The organism is Psychrobacillus sp. NPDC058041, from assembly GCF_042885655.1.
GTDB lineage: Bacteria > Bacillota > Bacilli > Bacillales_A > Planococcaceae > Psychrobacillus.
This window is the reverse complement of the sequence record NZ_JBHVRO010000003.1, coordinates 361,856-385,750: the sequence shown is the minus strand read 5'-3', so window position 1 is coordinate 385,750 and position 23,895 is coordinate 361,856. Positions and strand designations below refer to the sequence as shown.

Annotated in this window: 15 protein-coding genes and 1 riboswitch; of the genes, 3 read left to right on the top strand and 12 right to left on the bottom strand. The window is 34.4% G+C overall.

The window, feature by feature from the left end; all coding sequences use genetic code 11:
* Positions 1-214 precede the first annotated feature (214 nt).
* From ACFVR1_RS06945 to ACFVR1_RS06935, 3 genes are all read right to left on the bottom strand, one after another.
* Positions 215-364, bottom strand: coding sequence for a hypothetical protein (locus ACFVR1_RS06945; RefSeq protein ID WP_387582158.1), 150 nt, complete (start codon positions 362-364; stop codon positions 215-217).
* A 15-nt stretch (positions 365-379) separates the two neighbouring features.
* Positions 380-1,597 carry a tetratricopeptide repeat protein gene (locus tag ACFVR1_RS06940; RefSeq protein ID WP_387582155.1) on the bottom strand — a complete coding sequence of 406 codons (1,218 nt, stop codon included), beginning with the start codon at positions 1,595-1,597 and terminating at the stop codon, positions 380-382.
* 408 nt (positions 1,598-2,005) lie between these two features.
* Complete coding sequence (locus ACFVR1_RS06935) at positions 2,006-2,476, bottom strand: competence protein ComK (RefSeq protein ID WP_387582152.1); 471 nt, start codon at positions 2,474-2,476, stop codon at positions 2,006-2,008.
* Positions 2,477-2,746: 270 nt separating this feature from the next.
* Here ACFVR1_RS06935 and ACFVR1_RS06930 point away from each other — a divergent pair, with 270 nt between their 5' ends.
* Both ACFVR1_RS06930 and ACFVR1_RS06925 read left to right on the top strand, forming a co-directional pair.
* Entirely contained in the window at positions 2,747-3,235 is a 489-nt protein-coding gene (locus tag ACFVR1_RS06930; RefSeq protein WP_387582149.1) for a sigma-70 family RNA polymerase sigma factor, read from the top strand.
* Positions 3,236-3,709: 474 nt separating this feature from the next.
* The gene (locus ACFVR1_RS06925; RefSeq protein ID WP_387582146.1) at positions 3,710-5,392 is read left to right on the top strand and encodes an Ig-like domain-containing protein; all 1,683 of its coding nucleotides are present in this window, start codon (positions 3,710-3,712) and stop codon (positions 5,390-5,392) included.
* A gap of 96 nt (positions 5,393-5,488) precedes the next feature.
* On the opposite strand, the gene ACFVR1_RS06920 is transcribed toward ACFVR1_RS06925, so the two are convergent.
* The 5 genes from ACFVR1_RS06920 to ACFVR1_RS06900 form a co-directional block, all read right to left on the bottom strand.
* Complete coding sequence (locus tag ACFVR1_RS06920; RefSeq protein WP_387582143.1) at positions 5,489-6,133, bottom strand: response regulator; 645 nt, start codon at positions 6,131-6,133, stop codon at positions 5,489-5,491.
* The gene (locus ACFVR1_RS06915) at positions 6,130-7,872 is read right to left on the bottom strand and encodes a sensor histidine kinase (RefSeq protein ID WP_387582141.1); all 1,743 of its coding nucleotides are present in this window, start codon (positions 7,870-7,872) and stop codon (positions 6,130-6,132) included. The genes ACFVR1_RS06920 and ACFVR1_RS06915 overlap by 4 nt, the downstream gene beginning before the upstream one ends.
* Entirely contained in the window at positions 7,835-8,971 is a 1,137-nt protein-coding gene (locus ACFVR1_RS06910; RefSeq protein ID WP_387582136.1) for a DUF5305 family protein, read from the bottom strand. Before ACFVR1_RS06910 ends, ACFVR1_RS06915 begins: the two co-directional genes overlap by 38 nt.
* A gap of 58 nt (positions 8,972-9,029) precedes the next feature.
* On the bottom strand, positions 9,030-9,593 hold the full coding sequence (locus ACFVR1_RS06905) for a hypothetical protein (protein WP_387582133.1): 564 nt from the start codon (positions 9,591-9,593) through the stop codon (positions 9,030-9,032).
* A gap of 57 nt (positions 9,594-9,650) precedes the next feature.
* A riboswitch (cyclic di-GMP riboswitch) is annotated at positions 9,651-9,734 on the bottom strand.
* 373 nt (positions 9,735-10,107) lie between these two features.
* Positions 10,108-10,710, bottom strand: a complete 603-nt coding sequence (locus ACFVR1_RS06900) for a hypothetical protein (protein ID WP_387582130.1) — start codon at positions 10,708-10,710, stop codon at positions 10,108-10,110.
* A gap of 256 nt (positions 10,711-10,966) precedes the next feature.
* Here ACFVR1_RS06900 and ACFVR1_RS06895 point away from each other — a divergent pair, with 256 nt between their 5' ends.
* A complete protein-coding gene (locus ACFVR1_RS06895; RefSeq protein ID WP_387582127.1) occupies positions 10,967-12,076 on the top strand; it encodes a signal peptidase I in 1,110 nt (369 codons plus the stop codon).
* An 87-nt stretch (positions 12,077-12,163) separates the two neighbouring features.
* Here ACFVR1_RS06895 and ACFVR1_RS06890 read toward each other — a convergent pair whose 3' ends face one another.
* From ACFVR1_RS06890 to ACFVR1_RS06875, 4 genes are all read right to left on the bottom strand, one after another.
* A complete protein-coding gene (locus tag ACFVR1_RS06890; RefSeq protein WP_387582124.1) occupies positions 12,164-14,416 on the bottom strand; it encodes a hypothetical protein in 2,253 nt (750 codons plus the stop codon).
* A 303-nt stretch (positions 14,417-14,719) separates the two neighbouring features.
* Positions 14,720-15,562, bottom strand: a complete 843-nt coding sequence (locus ACFVR1_RS06885) for an SLAP domain-containing protein (protein ID WP_387582121.1) — start codon at positions 15,560-15,562, stop codon at positions 14,720-14,722.
* Positions 15,563-15,901: 339 nt separating this feature from the next.
* Complete coding sequence (locus ACFVR1_RS06880; RefSeq protein WP_387582119.1) at positions 15,902-17,923, bottom strand: hypothetical protein; 2,022 nt, start codon at positions 17,921-17,923, stop codon at positions 15,902-15,904.
* Positions 17,924-19,102: 1,179 nt separating this feature from the next.
* On the bottom strand, positions 19,103-23,851 hold the full coding sequence (locus ACFVR1_RS06875) for an endonuclease (RefSeq protein ID WP_387582116.1): 4,749 nt from the start codon (positions 23,849-23,851) through the stop codon (positions 19,103-19,105).
* Between the last annotated feature and the right edge of the window lie 44 nt (positions 23,852-23,895).

Genomic DNA, 23,895 nt, shown 5'->3' with positions numbered 1-23,895 from the left:
TCTACAATATTATGTATTAAGTCCTATATTAAATTAATATTGATTTCCATGCAATGGAAGGTATTTTATATATCGCATGTACCTTGTAGGTTTTTAATGCATTACACAAATTGGGAAATACAAAAGAGAGACCCTTGTGGATCTCTCTTGCTTTTTCTGTACATGTCTATCAATTTATAAATACAAAAATAATATCATCTAGCTAAATCTGCAGTCATACTTCTTTGACAACTGGTGGATGGATTGGAAAAGAATTTGTTTCGTATTCTGCATGTGAATCAATTGCTGCTTCTACTTTCTCTGTGTTCATATTTGTAGCTAAGGCAACAGACATGATTAGTATAAGAAGAATTGCTTTTTTCAATATTGTACACCTCCTTTACATAATAAATTGCACTGCCTTTTCAAATTTACCTTCTTGTTTATAGTAATCGGCTAAGATATTTGAAAAATGCTGATGAGCTTCTTTTAACTCGCCTCTCTTGGAGGTGAAGGGCAATAATTTTTTTTCTAAAAATATCATGGCTTTTTCTTTTTGGTCATTTAATAACAATAAATAAAATTTTGCGTATAGTTGATAATGAAAAATTTTCATTATAAATGCTTCCTCTTTTAAAAGTTCAAAACTATCTTTGCTTTCTGAACATCGCTCCAATATAAACTCAGTTTGGGAAATATTATATAAACATAGAAGATAGTTTTCATTGTTTGTAGGCATAATAGATGCACTCTTTTTAAAATACGCAAGTGCGATCGAATAATTACCCATATTATGATGTAGGTCACCTATATTGTGATATACCTGAGAAAGCAAATTACTATGAGAAAACATTTCTGTGATTCGTAAAAGATGATTATACGTTTCAAGAGCTTCATTATAAACTTTTAAACGTGAATAATTGATCGCTAGTGACATGAGCGCATAAATAATTCTTTTGAAGTTATATTGTTCTTTAAAAAATTGCAACGCTTTTTTACCGTAAAGTATTGCTTGACTAGACTGATCTAAATACCCTTTCACAACTGCTAAGTGATAATATATCTCCCCTTCAAACGAACCAAGTCCTATATTCTCTTCTATGACGAGAGATAGTATTTCATCCGCTTCAACATATCTCCCTCTTAAAAGTAAAATTAACCCACTAAAATAAGAAAGTAAATACTTTTCATGTTGGGAAAAATTCTGTTTTTGGAATTGCAACCACTTCAATTGTTTTTCTGCAATATCTACATCCTTAATAAACAGATAATATCTTAGTTTGTATAACTCATATAGATACATATAGTCCGTAAATATAACTATTTCTTTATAATTTTCTAATTGTAAGAATGCCTCTGTTACCTTTTCTTCCTCGCAATATTGAATATGAGCTATAAATTCAGTTAATAAATGTCGAATATTTCTAGAACTGTTTTCTACATCTTGCAAACTTATCGTTAATCTTTCGAGCAATAATCGTATCGTTTCCCGATTTGCTTCTTTACTATTATTTTCAATTTTACTGAGATGTGGAACCGAACAAATCCCCATAGCTAGCGTACTCTGAGTCATTTCTTGTTTTAAACGGTAGTACTTTATCAACGAACCTATTTGCACAATCTCACCCCCTATAAAATTCTCTTATTAATTATATAGTAGTTTAAATTTTCCCAATAAACAAAACTATTTTTATGTGATAGTTTATAAGTGTACCAAAAATAAAGCGGATGGTGGTAATGACAAACCTCTAGCTTTGGATTTGCACGAGTGCAATCTCTTTTATAAAAAATAATTGAGCGCATTCATATTGAATCTTTATTTATCTTTGTGTTATATCACTCTTAAGTTGAATACCCCCTCCATTTTTGAGTGAAAAATATATAAGCCTTCAAGTAAATTATTGCTTGAAGGCTTTTTATTATTTTCGAAAACTCCATTAAGTAAAAAGAGCAGCTGAAACAATCCTTTCAGCCGCTAATATCCTCTATAAAGCATAATTTAGTTGTGCAATTATTCTGGGATTCACTACGTGTGGTCTAGATTTCGATGAATAAGACGGTAGGTATAAATTGCGTTGTTTAGTCTTTGCTGTTGTTTTAATAGAACGATTTTGGATACATTAACTGGAAAGGTCATTCCATTTCTAAAAGTCACTTGGGATTGGCCTTTTCCTGTTGAATCAACTTCAAACTGATGATTAAAAATCCAAACACATTCGACGCTTTTATAGGACTTAGTTGGAAATGCTCCAAACTCATTTGGATCAATAAGAACAGGAGTTTTAACTAAATAATTCATTAATTTTTTCGTTGCTTGCATACGCCCTTCTATTGTAGAGGCGTATTGAATGCAAGCTTTACTCATCAATTGTGGCACAGTTATTTTGGAAAAGAAAATTCCATGGGTTGTAATAATTTTTGACTTATACTCACCTGTAAAAACTGATTCAAGCATCAAAGTATGTTTGTTAATTAAATTAGAATCACAGTTTTTCAAAAATAAATCCCCCTTTTCATCAATATGGATATATTCTACCAAACTTCCATATATTTGTATAGTATAAATTTACTGAAAATATGTAATTATGTGAATTATTTTTATGTATTAGTAATTACTACCATTATAAAACAATTAGTTCTGTCTGAACGAACAGGTTGTTTGGACTTATAAACCTACTTTTCAAGAATTGGATTAATAGATTCAGACCAATTAAGCTGAGGCTACCTAGGAATAATTGAATCGTGCACGACTCCAAAGGAAAGTACAGTGACTATATTCGAAGAGAGTTTAATACAATTTGAACCAATGATTTCTGCCTGTATTCGAAAGCTAAATATCTATAAAAATCATGAATTGTATAAACAAGCTGGAAGAATTGCTTTATGGCAAGCATGGATAAAATTCGATTCGGAGAAAGGAGAATTTGCACCTTATGCATACCGATGTATATATGGTGCAATTTTGGACGAATTAAAAAAGGAAAAACGTGTAGAAGAAACTATTCATCCAGTGGAGGAAGATACACTAACAGTCCTCGTTGAGCAAACATTAGTAAAGAATATAGATAATGAAGACTTAGCTGTTGCATTGGAAAAACTTACGAAAAACGAACGAGATTTAATAATATGGATCTTCGTAGAGGGAATCTCTTTACAACAAGCTGCAACTCGAGCAGGAATTACGATTCCAGGCATAAAGAAAAGACGGGAACGAATGTTGATTAAATTACGCGAAAATATGTTGCAAAGTATGTGAGTATGCATATGAAAAACTCTAATTAGTAAGGTGCTATTTACTTAATGTTTACTTCATATTTTAGGATTTGGCGAGATTGAAGAGACACCGCTCTAATCGAAAAGACTGAAAAAGTAGAGGATGGAATGGTTGGGGTTTCTTCTCTTCTTTTTCGTTTTTAAGTGAACTTATCTCGCTTTTTATCATTTGAAACAATTAGATAGTTAAGAACGGAAGTAACTGAAGCTGAAATTTCTTGTGTTTTTTGGAGAAGCGTCCGCTCGAAGTGAGGATGCTGAAGCAACGCCCGCGGAAAGCGAGCTGTAAACTTCGGTAAACAACTCTTTATTAGATTCTCTTACAAAAGACTTAAGGGATTTCTAGTTTCCATTAGATATCTCCCGGTTTATTTAAAAACATTCTAGTTTAATAGAACTTTAGACAGTAGACTTATAGTATAATAGTGGCAAAACAGGTTTAAAGGAGGAAAATTAATTGTTTCAAATAAAACACAAATATAAATATATAATTCCATGTTTTTTTACGATACTTTTAATGTTGGTATTACCTATGATGGCAAGCGCAGAGGAATTAGCTGCTTCGTTGAATGTAAAACCGAACAAAACTTGGACAATTACATTCAATAAAGAAGTAGATCCTGCATCTATCGATTCAAACTCTATTTTTGTTTTGGACCAGTTTGGAGAAAAGAAAAATGGTGAAGTAACGCTTTCGGCAGATCGAAAACGAGTACTTGTTTCACCACCACTTGAAGGTTATACCAATTCCGAAACGTATACTTTACATATTACGAACAACATTAAAGATAAAGATGGAAATCCTATCTCTACATATAACACCAAGAAATTCACAATTGAAGCACCGGGTACATATGACGTGGTGAACATTCAGTCGAATGGAACTACTAACATTGTAAAGTCTTACGCTACGTACGGAGAAGCAGTGACAAATTTGAAAACTGATCAAGCTATTCAACATAACAATACTTTTATTAAAATTCCAGGTGGCTTAGTTGTAACAAAAGCTACTTCTACTAATGTGTTAACAAATATTTATTCTGACAAGCTACTAACAAAAGTAGTAACCTATGTACCTTCTAATTCGGAACTGCTTTATATAGACTCGACAGACGCGTATGTAGAAGTGAATGTTGCTGGTAATACTATGTATATAAAACAAGAGAATAGTAATCTAATACCGTGGAATGCAATAACAGGTAGATCCTATTATTCCACTTCAAACGGACAACTTGTACATTCGATTTATTCATCTAATACTGGATCGTATTCTTCCTATCAAGTTGGAACAGCACCTATTTTCATGATTTCCGGCCAAAAATATTACAGCGTGGACGGAACTCATTTTACAAACGCAGCTGGTCAAGAAGTGGGGACAAGTTATCCATACTTCCAATATTTATCTGCTCGCAGCAAAACGAATTATACAGCTGAAGAAATAGATACGTATATAATGTACATGCTTCAAAAATTAGAGATAGATAATCCAACTAACATTATGTATCAACAAGCAACTCAAAAAAGTAAACTTATTGGTCTTGGAACTTATTTAAAGCAAATAGAAGAAACACAGCACATCAATGCCTTGTTTATCCTTGCTCTTGCCCAGCATGAAAGTGCCTATGGAATGAGCGATAGAGCACAACAATACAATAACCTTTTCGGATTATATGTAACAGATAACAACCCATTAGCCAAATATTTCGGTACAGTAGAACAAAATATTAATGAACTAGTCACTGCTTTTTTAAATAAAAACTACCTCCCTCCTAACGCAGGCTATGCGAATGGAGCCGTCTTTGGAAATAAAGCAATAGGAATAAACCTAAAATACGCATCCGATCCATTTTGGGGAGCAAAAGCAGCAGGGCATTTGTATCGTATCGATCAAATGATGGGGGGCAAAGATTCCATAACCCCATACAAACTGGGCATTACAACTACAACTGGCCTAAACGTTAGAACTGGACCAGGAACGGAATATGCAGCTGCATATAGATACACAAATAGTAGAATGCCTATAACTATTTTAGATGATAACTTACCAGAATCCGACTGGATCAAAGTCCTCTCTGACTCTTCTTCTTACGAGGAATTGTATATTCATCGTTCGTATGTTCAAGAGCTTCCACTATATTAACAAAAGAAATCCACTCAAGATTAAAACGCTTGAGTGGATTTCTTTTTCATTTTTAATAGAAAATACACCGGTAACAACTTTGTAATAATTTTTAGATTAGGAGTTTATAACGTATTTAACAAGGCCTTTTGCATTTGCATATAGGGCTGCTTGGGTTCTGTCGGCTAGTCCTAGTTTTGCAAATACTTGGCTTACATGTTTTTTTACAGTAAATTCGGTTATATATAATGTTTTTGAAATTTCTTTATTAGAATATCCTTTTCCAAGTTCTATTAATATTTCTTTTTCTTTTGGCGTTAGATGTTCAATATGACCATCTTCTTCAAACGGTGATTTTGCATTCATGATTAAATCTAATACGGTTGGATCGTAGTATTTACGTCCTTTGCTTATCATTTGCAGCGCATGAAGTAACTCTTCTGGAAGGGCTTCTTTTAACAGGTAGCCAGCTACACCAATTTCTTTCGCTTTGTTAAAGTCTTCCTCATTTGTTGAGGAAGTTAATACAACAAATTTGCATGTTATCCCTACTCGAGAAGCCTCCTTTATTAAATCTAATCCCGAATCATCCCCTAAACGGAGATCTACTATCGCAATATCCGGTTTTACTGCTCGAAGCAGTTCTAATGCTTCTCTTCTATTCGTAGCTTCTCCAAGTACCTCCATTAACTCATCCAAAGAAAATAATGATCTTAGTCCTTTTCTAATTAATGGATGATCATCAATAATAACTACTTTCATGAACTAAGCACCTCTTGTTTTTTTAGCATTTTCCCAATTGGAATATCTATTTGGATTTTTGTTCCTTCTCCTGGTTTCCCGTCTAGCACGAATGATCCGTTATATGAATTTACAATACTTCTCATGTTAAAAAGACCTATTCCTTTATCCTTCTTGTCTTCCTGATTATGCAAATTAAATCCAATCCCGTTGTCTAGTATTACAAGTAATGTTTTTTCTTCTAGTAAAGATAATCTTATCTCCATCGTACTACATTCCCCGTGCCGAACTGCATTTCCACATGCCTCACAAATAATTCGATAGAGCTCTGTTTTTAGTTTAGGAGGAATGAACGATTCATCTCCCGTTATTTGATAGTTAATTTTTACGTCATTTAGCTTGGCATACTCATCTAAATAATTTTTGACAAGTACTAAAAATGGTTTATCTCCTTTTTTAACCGAGCTAAGTCGGTAAATAGCTGCTCTTAGTTCTTTTATAGTCGAATTCGCTGTCTTTGATAGGAACTGATACTCCCGATTCAACTCTTCTTTTGAAATACTTTGACTTTTAATCTGTAGACTATGCAATGAGTAAACTATTCCAAATAGTTTCTGAGAGACACTGTCGTGTATTTCATTGGCAATACGATTTTGTTCTTCAATGATAATTAGCTGATCCGTCATTTGATCCATGTGAATTCTCTCTAACATGATTTCACTAAGCTCTGCTATAAACTCAAATGTGCGATTAAGTAGGAAGGTATCTCTTACCTCACTAAAACTACTGACCTTAATTCCTACAACCCCGACATTTTTAGATGTTCTAATTATTTTCATCCAAAAATATTCATTGTGAATCTTGTCCATAAACGATTGGTTATTTTGACTAATACGATGCCATTCTTTCTTGAGCTCATCTTCCATGTTCAAAATGCTAGTTGTATTTTCTAAATAACTTTTCTGTTGATGAAGATCTATTAACCAAAAGAATACAGATTCTTTTTGGGTACATTTAATTAGCGAGGATGTAATTTCAGTTGTTAACTTTTCAGGACTTTTATTTGATGAAAAGTTATCCATTAAGTGATAAAGAGACATAATATGCTCTAAAGTATCTGCATACATTTTGTTTGCTTCAGAAAGTTTTTTATTTACGAGTAATAATTCTTCCTGTTGGTTCTTTAATGTAGTTGCCTTCAAATCCATTCCTTTCATGAGACCGGAAAATAACATGACAAGAACCGCAGTTAGTAAACTGACTAGATAAACATAGGAGCTCTCTTGTAAAAGGGGGAGCATATTGTTTGAATTAAATAAAGTATAGGAAATGAATGTCGCACTACTTAGATAGAAAGTTAATACCCACCAACAGAAGGAAGGCGTTAGAAAACTTGCAGCTACCAACACAGGGTTCAGTGCATACCATATAAATGGACTTGCAATACCACCTGTTGGAATAAGCAATAAAGTCAAACCAATCGTTTCAGTTAAAACAATCGTTTTTAATCTTTTTTTATTTTCTCTATTTCTTCGTTGTAAATCCGTTAAAATCCAAGCTGCTACAGTAAGTGATACAACTAATCCTAATTTAAAAACAAATGACGATTGAGGTGGCCCTAATAAAAAAAAGCAAGAAGTTAATAAAAGAGAAATATATCGATATATAAGCGCCAGATGCATCTTACTGGAAGGATTCTTTCTTATGAAAGAAGAAAAGTTATTATTCCAGTACATATGATGGATCACTTTCTGTTTCATTCTTACTATTTTTACTCCTACTTCTACTGCGACTTCGTGATAATTCCATTTCATTAATTTCATATTGATACATATAGTCACCATCTATGATGAAATATAACTTACTCTCCTCCAGATGAATGTTGTAGTAAAAAATAGGTAACTCTTTTGCATCTGCAATTTGTATGATGGCTTTAAATGAATTTAACGTAACTATCGATTTTCGACCAATTTCTACTTTATTGGAAACTGGAATTAATCTATTTCCATACTTCTTATTAATTTTTTCACCTTGTGATGGAGCGTTCTTTTTCCGATTAGCTACAAAATCTTTATTCAAATAGCTAATTAATACTGCAAAGAGAAGTACGAACACAGTACTCGCGATACGAACAGGAACTGGAGATGTATCAAACCCGAACAAACTAATTGTATTTGAACTAACTTTTGTGGATATAAATGGGATGGAAGAAGCAAATTTTTTCTCACTTGCTAATAAAATTTCATCATATGAAATCTGAAAAATTAAGTGATCCTCCATTTGAATATCCTTCTCTACCCCGTTATAACTAATTGTACCTTGGACATTTGGAATAACTTCAATCGTATACTTATCAGATCTTACTCCTATTTCATCTTCTACCTTAGTAATAAAATTTTTAATCATTTCTAAATCAATTTTATAATTATTATTTACAATGGTCACACTTGTCCCATTTTGTTCAATAAACTTTTTTTCTTCTAAAGGGAATGATTTTTCCCAATATTCTCCCGCCTTTAGAAGTAGATGTACTTCATGTGACACGTTTGCACTTACTGGAACCTGTGAATTTACAGATGAAATAAGGGTAAAAGGGATTTCCTTTGTAATTTTCTTCATAACAGTATTTCCTACTTCAATTGTTCCTCCAGTTGGATAAAGGATATTAGGTGTAAGTGTCGCCTTGTAATCATAGCTTGTTTGAATTTGCGATTCATTTTCAGTTATTTGTTTTGTCTCGGAGGATGCCATTGACCAAGAATATACGGAAATAATTGCTGACATAGCTAGTAATAGAAATAGTATGAAACTAACCTTCTTCTTATCTTGCTTTAGTAACTTTTCTAAGACTTCTTTCAATTTTATCGCCCCCTCTTTTTGTCACCTGTTAATCCATTCATTGTTCAGTCATTTGTTCTTATTTTTTTATATCTGGTTGTGTTGTTATTGGCTCTTCGATTTTTTCTATTTCTTCTACCTCTTCACCTTCATTTTCAACAGGGGTCGTGGTTTCATCTGGTTCTACTTCTACTTCTACTAGTTCCTCCTCATCAACTTCGCCTTCTTCTGCTTCAATCGGTAATTCTTCTAAAGGCTCTTCTGCAAACATTGGTAGAATCGTTAAGATATCTGCACTCCCCTCACTCCAACGAACTTTGAAACTTATATTCTGCCCATATAATTCCTCTGATTTCCCAATAACACCATATTCTATCGTTTCACCTGGCCTAATTGATGCCTGATACAGTTCAACGTAACTAGCTGGGTTCATACTTTCTATTTCTATCGTTTTTTCCATATTATTCGTGAGCTTTATCTTTCTGTTTTCCTCATCATAGTTAACAGCAATTAGGGCTTCTCCCTCTGGCACCACACGTATTGTCGCATCACTCCTTATTTCTGCTGTAGAATAGCTATCACTTTGTATAAAAAGTAATGAGAAAGATATTAAAAATGCTGATAATAATAAAATAGATTTCAAAGATTTTCCTCCTATCTACATAATAAAAGCCCAATTAAATTGGATATAAATGTCCAATTACAATCAGGCCGGTTGCACCATTAACTCCATACATCCCAGGTGCCCAAATGCAGGATGTACTTCACAGTTTCCGTTATATATTATTTTTCATAGTTCAGTATAACCAAATTACTCCAAATATAACGTCAAACTATGCGGTTTTTTATGTTCTATTTTTGTCTAAAAAGAAGATGTCATGTCTTATGGTGATTCACAGAACTCCAATTTAATAAAAAGGACTGCATATATATAATTCAATCTCCTCTGTCTGTATATTTAATTCGATTAAAACAAATTAATGCGGATACTCTCATTCATTGTTTGAATTAGATTGTATTAAGAAGCTGTTTATTGAAAATATCATACAGGTGTTAATTGCATTTCTTTAAAATTATGGACATTTTATTTATTCAAATGAAAAAAGAAGAACTAATGGACGTCTCCCATTAATTCTTCCTTTATTTTTTTCTTCCTATTAGTCTGCTATTGCTTCAGATTCAACAATGATAGAACCTAATAATGCAGTAGGTGAAACTTTGTGTCCAGCTGGAACATCGATTTTTACTGCAATTGTTCTAATGTTTTGCATGCCAGAACCAGATTCTTTCGTAACCTTTTCAAATGTTAAAGAATCTCCTTTTGTTCCCCAAGCAGGTGCTGTATTAGCTCTAGGATTACTCGCTACTCCAAAAGTAATATATTGTGCATAATCACCTGTTGCTTTAATAGTTACTTTGACAGTTTCTGCGGATTTGTTTCTTAGAGTAAACAAAGAATTCCATTCATATACACTGTTAGGTTGAAGTCCGTAAAATTTTGCAGTAGAACCATCTCGATCTACACCTTTACCGAATTGGAATAATAACTCTCCATCCTTTACCACTACAGTCTTATCTTTTGAACCAATTTTATTTTCCCAGCTCCATGGTGTATCAGCCTCGAGAGTTAATAATGCTTCATCTGTATTAACAACTTTCAACTCCGAAGCACTCGTTACTGTTGCCTTGTTATAAGACATCGCCGCCATTACACTTGACATTGCTAGTAGAAATACTACTAAAAGTAAACCTTTTTTCATTAATTTATCTCCTCCTAAAATTATTTCGGCTTCACGCCGTTTGTAACTAATTTAAGTATAGGATGACTACAAATTGTTAACCTCACTCCATAGAGTGCTTTTTAGATATCATTTGTCTACTCTCCTATTATCCTTTTTACTCCCAATATTCTACTTATGTTTCTTAGGAGGTATACTTTAGTACCATATCTATCCTACTGTAGAGGGGTTTTATTGAAAGAGATTTTCAATAATATAGATGCTAAGGAGGAATTCTATGAAGTTAATATCAAAGCTTATAAACATATTAGTGGTCGTTCTTATTTTATGTTCCTTAATCGCTTCAGTTGGATCGGCTATTTCAAATAAACCTGTACTCCTAACTGTCATTGTTTCTAATAGTATGTACCCTGTTTGGGAGCGGGGAGATATGGTCATCATAAAAAACCTAAAAGAAGATGAAACTGTCCATCAGGGAGATATTGTTTTTTTTAAAACGACTAAGGGAGACCTTGCCGATAAAGGCTGGATTGCACACAGAATAATTTCTGGAAACGCTGAGCAAGGTTACATCACAAAAGGGGATGCAAATAAATATACCGATCAAGAGTCAAAAGGTAATGTACCTATAGAAAGAAAATGGATTGCTGGAAAGGCCGTTACAATCGGGGAAACTCCAATCGTCATTCCTAAAATAGGTTATTTATCTTTATGGGTAGAAGAGTTTCAAACTAATCAATTTATATTACCTGTTATAGCATTAGTTATTGGTATTTTAATTGCAATTGGGGAATTCAAGTCTGAAAAAAAACAGCGAAAAAAAATCCAAGGCTTAGAGTTGCAATTAATATATATAATTGGTGGATTAACCATTTCCATTATTTTGGGTAGTACTATGCTTGCTGCTGGAGAAAAAATTAATATTATTTATGAAGTATCTGAACATAACCAAGGCGTGCTTATGGGAAGTAAAGTCGGCATAATACAGATCGGTGATACAGTTTCACAACCTTTATCTGAACTGAGTAATAAGGGCTCCTTTCCGTCTATCGGAGTAATTACTACCAACGATAAGCAAATTGAGTTAAGTCATACAAATGTGTTCCTTCAAAAAGGACAACTTATCAATTCCACATACACAGTACATGCTGAAGAAACAGGAAAGTATAACTCAATTGTTCATGTGGGAATGTTTTATCCGTTGTTGCCACCATCCATTGTATTTTTTCTTGCGCAGAAAAGTTATTGGTTAGCACTTTCAGTAGTTTCATTAATACCTGGAATTCCATTAATGCTTTACCCATTAATTGATGGCAAAATGAGAAGAAAAACGATGAGAGTTTTAAGGAAGAAAAAAAATAAGTTGATGAGTAGCCTGCCATTTTAATAAATAAAAAGTAGCCGAGATTTTTAATCCCGGCTACTTTTTAATTTGAGAAAATTATTCACTTATTATTATCTAAAAAAGAATGAATTAATATCCTTTTATTTGAAATCCATTAGTTAATTTCAAGTTCATATCATACGCATTTGTTACCCCTTCGATTGCAATAACATTTAACGGTCCTGTTAATATCCCATCTTCGCCTTTTTCAATGATGGTGCCAGCAATTTTATCATCTACTGTTGGTCCAAATTTCACTTTAAAACCATTTGCAACATTTGAGAAAACTGTGCCGTTTGCATTGTTTGTAAATTGAACTTTTGTTCCATCTGCATCTTGTAGAGTGATAAAAGCTGTTTTAGACAATACAACTTGATCTTGAGCAACTTCAGTTCCATTTGATCGTTTTATCGGAGCAACAGTGAATGTTACTTCTTTATTTGATATGTCTTCATTTTCACCTGTTCCTTCACTTACAGCCAAAAGATTCATAGGACCTTCAACTACTCTTAGTGTGGTTGCGTTCCACGTGCTAAATATAGGAACAGCTTTTCCTGCTTGCTGTTGCATAATGTAGAAATCAGTTATTTCATTTGGATCTACGTTTGTCTTAAACTTCCATTCACCTGTAATAGCGCTCATTTTTACTTTCCCTAGGTAAGTACCTGAGTTTTTGAAAAAGAAGAGTTCGTCATTTGGCTGTCCATATCCAGATAGTTCGATACTATTTCCGATCATTCGATAGCCAGCAGTACCAGTTTTTCGTGCAAACTTGTAGTCAAGTGCTAAGCTAACGAAATAATAATTTTCAGCTATGTTAAAAGACGAGCTAGTTGTCGGTTGATACGTTCCATTGATTGTATCTTCTTTATTTAACGCATATTTGAATGTATCATACGTTACAGCAATTCCTTCGTTACGATAAGAATCGAGAGTACCTTTTAATAAATACTTCAGTCCATCTACAGTGACAAAATAGTTATTATACAAATCCACGTATAGTACTTTCTTGTTAGATATAGTTCCTGCTTTAGCTGGTGCATAAAAGTTTATTAATCCAGATGTTTGTGTATCTACTACTCTATTATTCTCCATTTTATTAAATGAGATTGTCTTATCCAGAGCAGCAGTACTTACATTATTTGCAGTAAATGTAATAGTGACTGTACCATATTTATCTGGCAAAGCATTTACACTTTTAGCACCTGAAATAATGTTTTCAATACCATTAATCGTTAATATCTTAACTCCCGTTGGAACGTCGATTCGTACAGTATTATAACCATAAGAACCAGCGAAAGTAGCAGATAAAGCAAGCACTTCTGATGTATCTCTATGTTGAGTAGTCATGTTTCCTATTTGAATAGGAACAATGCTACCTGGAACGGTAAAGCTTGCTGAGCTTCCTTTATACTTTAATGTGTATTTCATACTAGGTGTTTGGGCAGTGGTTGTTAAAGTAACAGTTAAGCCATCTTTACTTAGAGTCGCATATGTAACAGCTAAACCATTATCCAATGTAAACTCAGAAGCTTGAATTGATGTTAGCGCTCTGTTCAATTTTACGGAAACAGTTGTGTTATCTATTCTTGTAATCGTTGATATTTGAAGTGGTAAAGTTTTCAATACATCGTCCACTCTTTTTTGCAAAGAACTTCCCCAGATCAATACGTTTGCATTGAGAATTGCTTGAGCTTCATCCACTTTTCTAGTTGCATCTAAATTTCTACCTGCCTTAATATCTGCTGCTGCATCTCTTGAAAGCATATGCACCGTCACATCGTTTTTTAAATACTTAATGAGGTCTTCTGCTGGTCCTTTTACAGCATTTCGAATTGCATCACGAGTTGATTGACCATAAACACGATCTAATAATATCGTTTGTTTACGAAATTCTGCCGTCATTTCGTGGTACGCCGTTTCAACATTATCTATATTACTTGCATTAACTGCTGCTGAAAGTTTATTCTTTTTTTCATTTATTTTTATACTTGCAGTAATGGCATCAAGATACCCTTGTGCACGTTGCATTTGAATTTTTGGTTCGGTTAAGCGAGACTCAAATTTCAATTTATCAGAGTAACTCAATTGATTAAGTGCTGATTCAGCCTTTGCTAAAGTATTTTTCGCAGCATTATATTGATCCCACGGTTGAGTAACCCCATCTGCAGAACCTTCTATAGAAATAGCCCATTTCAAAACATTACTTGCATTTTGTGCATCCGTTAACAATTTATCAATATTAATTGGTGCTGCATCTACTTGTTTACTTGGTGCAGCCGCCACAAATGCCGAGGCTGCAACTGCTGAGGCAACCGCAATTTTAATTTTATTCTTCTTCATCATTTTGCTCCCCTTTGTATTAAATCTAAAACTTTTCTTTTATGCATATGCAAAATTCCACTATTAAAAGATATGTAAATACACTTTCTATCTTCTAATTAGTTATTCTACACATCTTATAAATAATCCTTTTTACTAAATTATTCCTTTACTCTATATGTACGTTTTATTTTAAAAAAAGTTTCAGATTGGGACGGATAAATAGCAATTTATGGATCAATTAGCTCATCAAGTATTGTATATAAAAAAACTCAATCGAAAGTAAAGTTCGATTGAGAGTTAATTATATGGACAATCTTTGTCCTATTTGCTTGAGATTATTTCAATTTTCCAGTTTGACCAGTCTGGATTTACTTTTTTAAATTTTTCCTTTGGAATAAACAAACTCATTGGTCGCGCGTGCTTTGCTTTAATGTTAAATTCTTCTAATTGAAATTCTTGTTGAGCAACTAGATCTTTGTCTGCATCAAACAATTGTACAGGCAGACTATTAAGTATGACTCCCTTATCGAAAGAATTCCGTATAAATACTTCAATGGTAACACCATTTTCTTGTTCTAGTAAACTAATAGTAGAAATTGAGACATCATTAAGTGCTATTGGATTTAAAGAAGCGAGTGTTTTCTCTAATGATTCTTTTTGATCCTTAGTTAATTCTTGTGACCACTTGTCATCAAATTGTAAGGAAAAATCTGACATAGATTCTTGTCGGTATTCAAAAACTACTTCAAATTCCATTTTGTCAGTTATTTCATCATGGGCAACAAGTAAAAATTCGTTTTCAAATTCAAACATCCATGGACGAGCTCTTAGTGGAGCTAATTCACCAAAATGTTCCATATTAAAATCTTTCTTTGCAATTTCTTTTCCGGATATATCGCGAACTATTAAACGAATATCAGCTAAAGCTAAATTCTTTTGCAAAGATTGGCGAATGATTGCTGTCATGATGAATCCGTCATTTGTTTTATGTAGCTTTACTCCGTGAATACTAAGTTGATTTGGAATTAAACCTTTTAATTTATTATGAGCAGCTTGAAAAACGTAGCGTTCTTGTTCATTAAGATTCCACAAGTCACTAAATTCTAACGTAGTTTTCAATTTATTGGATAACTTTGGTTGGGCAGATTTATTTGACTTAAACATTGGAACATCCTTTCAAAACGAATACTGAACCTCTATTATACCATCATAACAATTACAGTACTATATTCGTAAGTATATCAAATCATATTTGCCATAGTGATTGGTTTGCGAGAAGTATGGTGTTATCAATCAAAAAAGTTCAAGTAAAATTTCATGTGGTTAAAGTTAATTATTAAAAGCTTGATTTGTTGAATTGTATAGGAACCTAAGCACACCAATTTTGTTTATAAAAAGAAAAGTCCCTCAATCGATTTCTCGATTGAGAGACTTTCTTCATTCTAACAACCTAGTTTTCTCAAACTAGATTGTTAGAACTGCATTAAATTCTAGAACTCAGGATTAAAGACCTGTAGCTTTTGAAAAGTTTAATTTAAATCCGTAAGCGTTTGTAACACCAGTTACTTCAGTTACACTTAGTGAACCAGTTAGGTTTTTACCTACTACAGAAAGTTTAGAAGGTGTACCAAAATTAATATCGAAACCAGTTGCAGTTGCAGTAAATGTTGTACCACCTACACCATTAGTATAAGTAGCACTTAATAAACTACCATCTACTAAAGTAATTGATGCATTTTTAGCGATTTCTACATTGCCTTTATCTGCAGCAAGGTCTGCTGTGAATACAAGTGCAGGACCACCAGTTAAAGATTCACCAGCATCAACTTTTACAGCTGGATATTTAGCAGTAAATTTACCAGGAACAACTGTAAGTGTCTCTAAACCGTCCTCATCTTTAATTGCATCATATGATTTTGGTGCTTCATTTACTGCAGTAACGTGACGAGCTGTGAAAACAGTTTCTGCTGTTACTGAAACAGTAGTACTCCATAAACCATTAGATCCAACTTGAACTTGTGTATATGGAGCTACATTATCAGTTCCTTTGTAAATAGCAACTAATTTACCAGCTTCTCCAGTACCTGATAGTTTAACTGAAGTTCCTTCTACACGATAAAAGTCTGTGTCATCAGCATTTTCTTGATCTAGAGCAAATTCTGCTGCAGCTACTTTATGAACCAAGATTTTAACAGAAGATCCACCTGTTGAATTATAAGTTCCAGTAACTAAATCACCTTTAGCTAATTTTGCTTTAAAAGCATCTAAAGTCAAAATAGAATTGTTAGTATCTTGATATACATTTCCTGCTGCTGATAATACATATTTTTTAAGATCTGTAGTTACGAAATAGTTATTAGCTGCATCTACATATTTTACTTCATTACTAGTTGAGAAGTCATCAGAACCAGTTACTTTATCATAGAAGTTCAATGTACCTGTAGTTGTAGAATCAACTGCAGCTTTGTCATATCCGTTAGGGTATGTTTGGATTTTAACTTTCCCGCCTGCAATTGCTTTAGAACCGTCAGTTACTTTTGCAGTTGAAGTTACTGTTAAGACCATTTGACCATTAACTACTTCAAACTCAGCTTTGTCACCAGTTACAGGTTTTCCATTTGCACTTACGAAGCTATATTCACCTTTGCTTTCTTTAGCAGCATCTGTGAAAGAAACTTTAACCGGTCCAGTATATAACGCACCAGAAGTAGTTTTAACTGTAGCAACAACTGCATAAGTTTGACCAGCTTCTCCGTGGAATGCTGCTGTTTCAACAGTGATATTTCCTGGAAGTGGTGGAACTGCAGCTAAAGCGTCAGTTACTGATTTTTGTAGAGCTGCTTGCCATTGTAGTTTGTTAGCATCAAGGATTGCTTGTGCTTCTGCAAGTTTTGCATTTGCTTCAACAATTTTTCCTGCTTTAGCATCTGCATCTGCTGCTTTTACAAGCATGTTAACTGTTACTTCGTTTTTAACTGAAGCAACTGCTTTTTCGATAGCAGGTTTAACTGCGTTACGAATTTCGTCACGAGTTGATTGACCATATACGCGGTCTAAAAGTTTTGCTTGTTTACGGTACTCAGCAGATGCTGTGTGGTAAGCAGGCTCAACTTTTTCGATATCGCCAGAAGCGATTGCTGCGTTTAATTTAGATGTTAAGTCTTTAATTTTTTCACTTGAAGTGATTGCATCGATGTAAGCTTCTGCACGTTTAACTTGTAATTTTGCATCTACAAGTTTAGCGTCAACGCTTAACTTTTCAGATGTAGAAAGCCCTTTAGCTGCCGCTTCTACTGCTGCTACTGCTTTTTTAGCAGCATTGTATTGATTGTATGGACGTGTTACGAAATCAGCAGTACCTTCTACTGAGATAGCCCATTTTAATACTGTACCTGCGTTTTGTGCGTCTGTTACTAATTGGTTTACATTTGTTGCTGCGTCAGCTTGGTGAGCTGGTGCTGCTGCAACGAATGCTGAAGCTGCTACTGCAGTTGAAGCTGCAATTTTGATAGCTTTTTTCTTCATAAACTTGTGATCTCCCTTCGCTTGTGTGTTGCAATTTTTTTTAGTGTGTAACACCGGTCGCTTGATAGCGTCCAATATCGTCACCCTAACTAATATATGAGTATACAAAACTCATATGCTAAAATCAACCAATATCCTTAAAAGATTACCAGTTTAATTTGAGGATGATGTTATGAAAGCACCAAGGACACCATTACATATTCCATATTACAGGAATTTAACCAATTGCGCTAGCTTTTTTTATGAATAATTCTTACTATTTTTATTTTAATAGATTTTACTTGTCATTTTTCTTTTTAATATGTAGAAAATTTTTTTTATGTTTCTAAAAATTAAATGCGTGCATTTTTAGAATTTTGTGTTATGATGTACAGTATAGAAGGTTACTTATAGATGTGTAACGCCGTAAACTTGTTTGTACATTCATTAGTGTGCAGCCTTCTACTTCCTTCGTTTTATCGCTCAAGAAGAGAAGCATCTGAATTTCGGATGCTTCTCTTCTTATTTTATTTGATTTTTTTATTATTTAAATCTTTAATTTTAATCGATAGACCTAGTCAATTACCATGTACTCTTTTCCCTCGACCAATACTAATTGCAAAACATTTTTTTCAACTATTATATTCTTTACACTAAATTGCACTTCGAAAATAATTGTGGTGTATCTGAGACCAATTACCCCCAAACTAAGACCAGTTCATCTAAAAGCGAGACCAATCCCAACTCACCCGGTATTAATTTAGGGCAGGTGCACAATATTCTTGTGGGAAAAGCTGGTGAATCGGAAGTTGCTATTTCTTGTGTTGTTTGGACCTTTAGGAAAGCGGTGTAATGAAAAGCTGAGCATAGTAAGGTTAAGAACCCTCATTCTGGGACGTAGCCCTTCATTAACACCATCGTGTTTGCAATGGAAATAAAGTGGGGGGATTGCGCAATACATAAAAAACAAGCTATTAACTATTCAATATTTCAGATCATACCAAGTTGGTATACTTCTAAAAAAGAAGGAGCCTCGATGGACTCCCCTTTCCAATTAGTAATTACTTCACCATTAGTAAATTCAATTTCTTGATTATTTTCTATTCCTCTAATTTCTTTTATATTGTTTCAAGACTCCAACATTTACTGTAGTACATTAATAGTAGTTGTGTCAGATTAAACTGTTCCTAAGTTAAGTAATTACGAGGCTTTGTCAGCTGTACTTGCCTTTTTCCATATGGAGTTTACCCACTCTGGGTGATCAATAAATGGATTACGGTTTCCTTGCCATTTTTGAATGACATTATTACGATTTCGTTCGAATTCATCGACTGGATCTTGCTCATGCCACTTTAAAAGCGTAGAAAGCTTACCATGGAAAGGTGCAGTGCCGTTATTAACTTTATCATTTAGTTCTAAATCTACTTTGTCACCTTTTTCATAACGTGTTGCCATATAAAATAAAATTCTTGCGACATCGCCTTTTACACGATCAGGTGGTTCAAATGAATTTGCTGATTTAAAACATCCGTTACATCCACTAACAGGGCTTCCCCCGTTATCAAAGTCTAAATTCCCTCTTGCGCTATTTACTTGTACATCGGTAGGACGAAGGTGGTGGATATCAGTTCCTGGACCTTTAGATGTACCGAAGTTTCCGTGTGATTTCGCCCAAGTGTGTTCACGGTTCCACTGTCCTACGTTTCCACCATTACTCAATTTAGAACGAGAAACACCAGAGTAAAACAAAATAACATTGTTTGGATTCTTAGGATCTTCATCCGTTTCACGTAACGCTACCCATGCTTCATCATATGAAAGTTGAGAATGTCCATCAATTATTTCATGAAGCGCATCTTTTAATGCTTGGCCTTCTTTACCAAATGCATTTTTATAATAAGCATCCGTAGGTGAACTCGCTGGATTTACAAGAACACTGAAGCTTGTCGTGACAGTTTTTTCACCATCTGAGGCTGTTACACCTACCACATAGCTACCTTCTGCAAGCGTTAGTTTTAATGTGGAATCTTCAACCGTTCCTAATGTTGAAGTAAAAGTTAGCACTTTGTTTTCAGGGTCAGCGAAATAGTCAGTTAATAAGATGGAAATGGAATCTCCAACTTTAACTGTTTGGTTTGGGATACTTTTCTTGATTACAGGTGCTTGATTTTCACCAGGCAAAGAAGGAACCACAATGGGTTCCCCTTTTGTATTTGTAATTTTAATATTTTTGCTATCTGCACCATTTATAAATTCAATTTCTTGAATATTTTCAGCGCCTCTTATTTCTTTTACGTTTGGACCGTCAATGATGACTTTTTTCATTACTGTTCCTTTGAAATCAATGATTGCCCCAGTATTTACTGGTTTTATCGTTACAGAATGCTTCGCAAATCCTAGTCCGTGAAATTCTGCATAAGCTCCAGTGAATAGAACGCCATCTGTAATTACTGACTGGTCATCAAGTGTAATGGATACGCTAGGTTTACCGATTGTTAATTTCTTTGTACTAAGTTTTTTGATGTTATACATTTTTTCAGCTTCGATTGGTATTACCACATCTTTAGCTTTGATATCAATTTGTACTAAAACTGGATCATGGTCACTTGCACGACCAGCCATATCCGTAAAGTCTGCATTGATATGAAGAATATCGATTTTTGTTTTGCTTTCTAAATTCTTCGTAACTAAAATATGATCTAGCACTTGTGAGTTTCCTTGATACAAATAAGTGTAACGATCAGGAGTTTCCACTAAGTTGATCATATTTTTCATCAGATTACCCTCATGAATTTTTAGAGATTGTGAGAACTGATAATCATTAAAATCACCTAAAGATACAACATTTGCTTCAGGATTTTTCGTTTTAATATCCTTTACAAAGTTATTTACGACTTTTGCTATTTCATGACGTTGCGCTTCACTTTTGTATACAGGTGGTTGAACTGATCCAAATAATGGGGTATCACCTGATTTTGAATTCCAGTGATTCGCAATAACGATGACGTTTTCACCTTTGAAATCGAATTGTGCAGCTAAAGGTTTACGACTACTGTTAAACGCACTATTTGTTGGATCGATACGACCTGGATTAAGTGTCAGCTTACCGTTCTCGTAACCGACAGCAGTAGTAGCATTCCCAGCTGGAATACCCTCTGTTAGTTTTACTCGTTGCGGATTGTATAAGAATCCTACACGAATGTTCGCATTCGGTGCACCACCATCTTGATTGTTCACAGGGTCAATATTCACATAGCTATATTCGACTCCGCCAGCAGCTTTAATAGCTGCAATCAATCTTGCATAGCTTTGATCTGCCTTTGAATCTCCAGCAGTTTCACCGTTATTATCTTGCACTTCTGTAACACCAACAATATCAGGACTTTGCATATCAGTAGCAATTGCTCTTGCTAATTTACGAGCCTTGTCATCTGAAGTAGATGTTTTGTTATTAGAGAAGTTTTCTAAGTTATAAGAAGCAATCGTTAACTTATCTTCCGATTTAACAATCGTCGTTTTTTCTGGTGTTGCAGTTCCTTTTGTATGGGCAGCTTTCATTTCATTTAAAGAAACATAGATTTTAAAGTTTTGGAATGAATATCCTACCACACCAGTAATCGGTCCTTTAAATTTATCTCCAGTTGCTACTTCGAAATCACGACCTGGTCCATTTGGCTCTAAACGGAACTGGATACGATTAGGATTTTGGTTCCCCTCTTCATACAAAACACCACCATGAAGAGAATTCGTTGGTGCACTTTCAAGCAATGTGATAAGGTCACCATGCTCTTGTGGAGAGACGGCTTTCACATTACCAACCTGCACACGCATTCCTTCAAGACTTTCCCAAAAATCAATTGCATCCACTGTCGGGTTGAAAACGGATAGATTGTCACTATCAATTTTCTCAAAAGTCATTTTACTTTCATCAATGATGATTGGAGCAGGTAAAGCCACGCCACTTTTAATGACTTCCACTTTTCCACCTTGATCATTTCGGACATTGATTTGCGTTGTTTTCAAGTCTGTTTGTTGACGATCATCATATCCGTCATATGCAAATTCACTTACTTTACCTGTGACAGATACCAAATCACCAACTTTAATCGGCCAAGCTTTTGTTCCGCTATAAAGTAGAATTGCTTCCGAAGTATTTGGATTGTTATCCGCTAACTCATCTGGTGTTTGAATATGATAATAAGTAGCGCCATTCAATACAAATGTGTAGGTAACAACACCTTGAATTCCTTCAACTGTTTTATTGTCAAAGCTTGAGTTATGTCCTGCTCCTTGAATATCGTGAATTTGAAGACTGTCTGTAACTACATATTCGAATGTCTTCACTTCACTTGAAGAACCATTTGCAGTAATTGCTACTGCTTTAAGTGTTGTATTTTTTTTAATCTCAATTGGTGAAGAATATTTTGTGCTTTGTTTTGTAGGTATTGAACCATCTAATGTGTAATAAATTTCTGCATTTGCTGTTGTGGTGGACAAAGTTACGGTTGTGCCACCAACGAATGTTCCACTTCCAGGATTCGCCTCAACTGGTTGTAGAATGGAACTATCTAAAACGATATCTTGTGCAAAACGTGGAATAATTTGATAATCAGCATCGAACTGTTGAACGATACCAGTAATTGATTCATACTTTTTACCTACACTCAAACCTAATGAGTTGTTTTCATCACGTACAATGAAACTTATAGTTCCATCTGTAGCAGTATAATTTCCTGCATTTACTGAAGTTAAAGTAATCTGCTTTGCTTGGACAAGTACTGATTCATTGCTTTCATTTACCTGTGCTCCTGTTACAACTTTAGGAGTTGGCGCTCCCACATTTGCCTTCTTTTCAACAATTGTTGCACCATCTAATTGAAGAAGTCCACGGAAATCTGCTAATTTACCAGTAAGTGTAACTTCATCTCCAATTGTTGCAGATAGAGTTGCAGGTCGTACTGCAATCCCGCCTGTTGCGTCTTGAACAGAAACAGTATTTTTCAAGTTTGCTGCTACTATTGCTTTAATCGTAACTGTTTCTCCTATAGCAGTAGAGCGTGCTTCTGCAAGTGATAATATTCCTGATTCACTTATTACAGTATAAGTGAATTCTGCAACAGCACTGTTTTCTAGTCCTTGTTTTATAGCAATTGCCTTAATTGTCATGTCTTTGTCAATAACAATCGGAGACACATATTTAGTACTTGAGCTTGTTGGATTAGATCCATCTGTCGTGTAGTAAATGGACGCTCCATCTGTGTTTGTTGATAAAATAATCTCCGTGCCCGCTGGAACTTTTGAAGATGGGATGGAAACTGTAACAGGTCCGACTTGAGTGTCTCCTGGGATTGGATCATCGCTATCCATTATATGGAATCCTAAATAGTCAAACGTATCTATGCCATATTTAATCCATTCAGCAGTTTCATCATAAGGATTGTTTGGATTTGTATCTCCAGAAGTTATCGATGCTTTTCTAACAAGTGTAACGTTTTCCCCCCACTTGATTTGAGCTCCTACTTGTCCAAAGGAATCGATGACTTCACCTGATTTCTTTAAAACGATTGCATCATCACCGTTGAAAGCCATAACACTTGAGTTACTTAGATCACCTTTACTTTTTAGTTCTGCGTTCGAGCTACCATGATAAATAACATATGTCTTCCCAGCATTCAGTTGACCCGATAAATTTAACTTGCTATTCGCTGTTGTTCCGCCATTTGGGTATAGTTCGATAGTATATTTACTTAAATCCACTACAGCATCTGTGCCATTATAGAGTTCAAGCGCCTTATTGTTACTACTACCTTCGACATATTCAGAAATAATTAAGTCCGTTGCTTTTGTTACAGCTGCTACCTTAGATGGCATCGAAGGCAAAACTAGACCTGCTATTAAGCTTACGGATAAGAAGGCATTTAAATGCCTCTTCCAATTCCTTTTTCTCATCTATACACTTCTCCTTTGGGATAGGGATTCTTTTAAAGTGAATA

Excerpts from the sequence above, each read along its gene's own strand:
- ACFVR1_RS06915 (WP_387582141.1), bottom strand. The coding sequence starts at position 7,872 with ATGAAACAGAAAGTGATCCATCATATGTACTGGAATAATAACTTTTCT.
- ACFVR1_RS06920 (WP_387582143.1), bottom strand. The coding sequence starts at position 6,133 with ATGAAAGTAGTTATTATTGATGATCATCCATTAATTAGAAAAGGACTA.
- ACFVR1_RS06900 (WP_387582130.1), bottom strand. The coding sequence starts at position 10,710 with ATGAAAAAAGGTTTACTTTTAGTAGTATTTCTACTAGCAATGTCAAGT.
- ACFVR1_RS06875 (WP_387582116.1), bottom strand. The coding sequence starts at position 23,851 with ATGAGAAAAAGGAATTGGAAGAGGCATTTAAATGCCTTCTTATCCGTA.
- ACFVR1_RS06895 (WP_387582127.1), top strand. The coding sequence starts at position 10,967 with ATGAAGTTAATATCAAAGCTTATAAACATATTAGTGGTCGTTCTTATT.
- ACFVR1_RS06885 (WP_387582121.1), bottom strand. The coding sequence starts at position 15,562 with ATGTTTAAGTCAAATAAATCTGCCCAACCAAAGTTATCCAATAAATTG.
- ACFVR1_RS06880 (WP_387582119.1), bottom strand. The coding sequence starts at position 17,923 with ATGAAGAAAAAAGCTATCAAAATTGCAGCTTCAACTGCAGTAGCAGCT.
- ACFVR1_RS06890 (WP_387582124.1), bottom strand. The coding sequence starts at position 14,416 with ATGAAGAAGAATAAAATTAAAATTGCGGTTGCCTCAGCAGTTGCAGCC.